Below are 4,326 nucleotides of genomic sequence, written 5' to 3' on the forward strand. Positions count from 1 at the left end.
GGTCGGCGACAGTGAATCAGCAAAATAAGCCTATGTGAATCCCCCTTGATTCAGGTCGATTTCATCACGCTCTAGTTTTTTGCTTTGATCCTGAACTGTGGCGGCGATACTCAATCTTTGTTTGAAAAAGCCACTCTTCTTTAATGGATTTAATGGAAAGTTACTAAAACTATTGTGTGCAATGAAATCCAAGCTGGGACAGATTCAGACCAATTGACTGCGTCATGCAACAAAAATCCGACTAAAGACCGTAGCTGTTCGCAAAAAGGCGGCCGGTGAAACAGATCTGAAAAACATAAAGTGCGATGACTTGTGCAGGTCTTTTGTGTTAATCGCGGAAACTGAGCCGAAATAGAAGTATTTCTGATGCATTAAGCGCAATCGTCAGGTGCATTTCCGGCGCATCGTCAGTTTCAGGGTTAAACGCATCTTGGATTGCAAGCGACGTTGGATTACTATTTAACCAGATTCATTTATTGCCCGAGGATTGTTTTGATGAACGTCTCTGCGGATTTTATACAGGCTGATCGGATAGTGCGGATTGATGGGCTGTTGGGCTCGGATCAGCTTCTGGCGGAAAAATTGTATATGCGGGAGGCGGTGAGTGATCTTTTTGAGATGACACTCGCTTTGCGCTCGAAGGCCAATGATTTGCAGCCTGATCAGGTGGTGGGCAAGCTGGCCGATATCAGTCTGGATGTTGGCGGGGGCGAACGGCGGGCCTGGAATGCGCTGGTCGTGCAGATGATCGCAGGGCCCAAGGTCAGCCGCGCGATGCAGAGTTATCAGCTGGTCCTGCGGCCTCAGCTGTGGTTGCTGTCGCAGAAATCCGACTGCCGCATCTGGCAGGACATGACCAGCGTCGAGGTCTGCGAGATGCTCTTGTCAGAACACGGCCTGCCCGCGCCGGTCACCAAGGGTATTGTCACGCAGCCCGACCCGCAGCATTACAGCGTGCAGTATAATGAGACCGACCTGGCCTATCTGACCCGGCGGCTTGAGGAAGACGGTCTTTTTTACTGGTTTGAACACGAAAAAGGTAAACATACCCTTCACATCGCCAGCCATCCGTCGGGCTATCTGGGCGGTGAGGACGTGCGCTTTGCGGCCGGATCGACGGATCGCAATCACATTAATCGTTTTGAAACCCGCTTCAGCTACACCCCCGGTGTGCGGGCCGCGCGGGACTGGAATTTCCAGACGCCGGGCACCGTGCCCGGGGCGGACGCGCCCAGTCTGGTCAGCCTGCCGAAGAACGGCAGTTATGAGCTGTTTGAGTACCCCGCGGTTGGCGGGTACGGCACCGGGGCGGCCTCGGACAAGATCGACGACGGGTCGGTTGAGCGACAGGTGAAGCTGCGGATGCAGGCGGTTGAGGCCGACCACCAGCGGGTCGAGGGCGCGGGCAATGTGCGCAGCTTGTCCCCGGGGTCGAAGTTCACGCCCTATGATCAGGCGAACCCGGATGCGGCCTTCGACGAACACGTTGTGCTGGCGATCGAGCATGAGGCGCTGGATGCCAGCTTTGAAACCGGCGGCGGCCAGCCCGAATACCGCAACCGCTTCCTGGCACTGCCTGCGACGGTGCCCGCCACCCCCCACCGCGCCACGCCGCGCCCGCGCATCGACGGCACCCAGGTGGCCATCGTGGCCGGCCCCGAGGGCGAAGAAATCCACCCCGACGAATACGGCCGCATCAAACTGTGGTTCCCCTGGGACCGGCGGGCTGCGAAGGACGGCACCGACACCTGCTGGATCCGCGTGATGCAGAACTGGGCCGGCAGTGGCTGGGGCGGCCAGATCATCCCCCGCATCGGCATGGAGGTCATGGTCACATACCTCGAAGGCGACCCCGACAGACCCGTCGTCACGGGGATCGTGCCCAATGCCCAGCAGCGCGTGCCCTACGACCTGCCCGCGAACAAGACCAAATCCGTCTTTCGAACCAACACACACAAAGGGTCCGGCTTCAACGAACTGAGCTTTGAAGATGAGGCCGATCAGGAGCTGATCTATATGCATGGTCAGAAAGACCAGCAGATCGACATCCTGAATGATCGCACCAAGACCATCGGCCAGGATCAGTTCGAAAGCGTGGGTCGTGACAAGGCGATCACCGTCGGTCAGGACCACACCGAAAGTGTGGGCCGCGATGCCCGCCACACCGTGGGCCGCGATGTGGTCTATAACGTGACCCAGACGCAGCAGGAAAAATACGGCAAGGACCACGTGCATTACGTGGGCAACATTCATAAACAGGATGTCTATGCCGACCATCTGGTGACCATCGGACGCAATATGGAAGAAAGCGTGCGGGGCAAATACGTGCTGAACGTGAACCAGTCGATCACCAACAACACAAAGCATCACACGCTGATGGCCTTTGACAAGTTTGAGATCAAGGGGCCAGGCGGCAAGATCACGATCGATGGATCGGGGATCACGCTGGAGGCCGCGCAGATCAATCTGAAGGGCAATGTGTCGATGGGCGGCTCTGGCGGTGCACAGGTTCCGACATTGTCAGGCGCGGCCAATGACGCGCTGCCGCTGTGCGAAGAATGCCTGGCGCAAAAAGGTGACGAGGCATGAAGCCCGTGGCCCGCGTGGGCGACACCCACGCCTGCCCGAAGTGCGGCACCAACACAATCATCCAGGGCGGTCGTGCGCAGGTCGATGGCCGCCCCATCGCCCGCCTCGGCGATGCCTGCGCCTGCGGGGCCACGATCATCGAAGGGGCTGGCAACGGCGCCGACGACGGCAAACCCATCGCCTACCTTGGCTGCAAAACCAGCCACGGCGGCACAATTACAACCGGCTCACCCACCCATAAGGTTAAGCCGTAAGACATATTTGTTGAAAGATTTAACCAGTCCATGACCGACCACGACGGCGCGAACTTCAACCAGTGGGATGTGACCGCCGACCCACAGACGGCGCCTGACACCCCCAGCCTGATCATCGAAACAATCAAAGGCATCAAACCGCTGGACGATCAGTTTGGCATCGATCCCAAGAAAACAGTTCCCGATGCGCTCTATGATGTGCTGTTCGGACAACCCGACCCAACGGCGACTGAGATCGAAGCAGCAGGCGGCGACCCAAAGGCTGCCCCACCCCTGCACACCTACGCCATCCTCGATGCCGCCAAAGTGCTCAATCTGCCCGAACTGCTGGCCAGCTCGAACCTTGAGCACCGCTGCCTGTTCAAGGGCCAGGCCGAAGACGACCTGCGCGACGTCGCCCCCTGGATCGTCAAACTCGAAGAGGGCAACAGCTTCACCCGAAATCTCTTCACCCAAGACACCAAAAACCCCGCCCCATGGTACCTTTGGGACAAAAACCCAGGCATCTACATCAGATCAACCGCCAGCCTCAACGACCTGTGGAAACACTTCAGGAAGTTCACGAAGGTCCAGGATGAAACAGGAAAATGGTACTATTTTCGGTTTTGGGAACCAGCGGTTCTGTTGGCGTATTTACAAGATATTCCCGACCCGAATTGGCAACGGTTTTTCACCAATGGTATAAAGTTGAAAAATTGACGCATTGGTTCTGCTCGGCACGGATGATTTGTTTTACAAACTATCGTGCGACGGCATCGACTCCGCTATCTATAGTACAACACAAGCTGTTTACTTACCACGCCTACGTGAATTGACCTTGCGACAGAAGGCCGAACAGCTTTTACAGGAATTGAGCGATTATCCAAAATACAAAGGGATCATTACGGGCGACGATGCCCAAATCGAAATTGCTCACCAGGTCATGATCCATATGTATCGACAAGGCTTCAAAAGCAGCTATCACATGCGATATTTTATCGCTTGGGCCATTACCATTGCTCCTGATGTCATCGAACACTTTCAAGAAACCCAGCAAATCGTAGCATCTAGCAAAACAAACGAACAAAAGTTCGCCGATCTCTTCAAAGCATTAAAAACCTTCTACCCCAAAAAAGTGGTCCCCTTTATGGCTGATGATACTGAACTTTACGATTTGAACGACGATAGCGGTGCAGGCCAGCAGTGCACGGCAGAGGTGGTGCTGGTCCCGGTCAGTCTGAATGACTTCGATCTGGATCAGGTATTTGCAGGTTGCGAAGTTGATACTGAATGTGGTCTCGACATCGCCACCATCGACAACGTTGTGGCATCCGATGAGCTCTTCCCTCCAATCTATGATGGCGCCCCCCTTACATTGGACGGATTGATGGATTGCTTCGCCCGAAAGTGCCTGACTTCAGCACCTACCGGTTAGATTTAGGGGTTTGCGCAAGGGAGGATTTCTGGTTCATCGAAGCCATTATGGAGCGAAGATGAACAAGAA

Annotated in this window: 4 protein-coding genes; all 4 read left to right on the forward strand. The window is 55.6% G+C overall.

Going from position 1 to position 4,326, the window contains the following annotated elements; translation table 11 throughout:
- Positions 1 to 495: 495 nt before the first annotated feature.
- From H7848_RS17920 to H7848_RS17935, 4 genes are read left to right on the forward strand one after another with little or no spacing between them, the layout of a single operon-like run.
- Positions 496 to 2,589, forward strand: coding sequence for a type VI secretion system Vgr family protein (locus H7848_RS17920; RefSeq protein ID WP_208354182.1), 2,094 nt, complete (start codon positions 496 to 498; stop codon positions 2,587 to 2,589).
- A complete protein-coding gene (locus H7848_RS17925; protein WP_208354183.1) occupies positions 2,586 to 2,843 on the forward strand; it encodes a PAAR domain-containing protein in 258 nt (85 codons plus the stop codon). Before H7848_RS17920 ends, H7848_RS17925 begins: the two co-directional genes overlap by 4 nt.
- A gap of 30 nt (positions 2,844 to 2,873) precedes the next feature.
- Positions 2,874 to 3,542, forward strand: coding sequence for a DUF4123 domain-containing protein (locus tag H7848_RS17930; protein ID WP_208354184.1), 669 nt, complete (start codon positions 2,874 to 2,876; stop codon positions 3,540 to 3,542).
- Between the two features lie 4 nt (positions 3,543 to 3,546).
- Positions 3,547 to 4,257, forward strand: coding sequence for a hypothetical protein (locus tag H7848_RS17935; protein ID WP_208354185.1), 711 nt, complete (start codon positions 3,547 to 3,549; stop codon positions 4,255 to 4,257).
- The last annotated feature ends 69 nt before the right edge of the window (positions 4,258 to 4,326 follow it).

It is taken from the genome of Pseudaestuariivita rosea (assembly GCF_017592335.1).
Taxonomy (GTDB): domain Bacteria; phylum Pseudomonadota; class Alphaproteobacteria; order Rhodobacterales; family Rhodobacteraceae; genus Parasulfitobacter; species Parasulfitobacter rosea.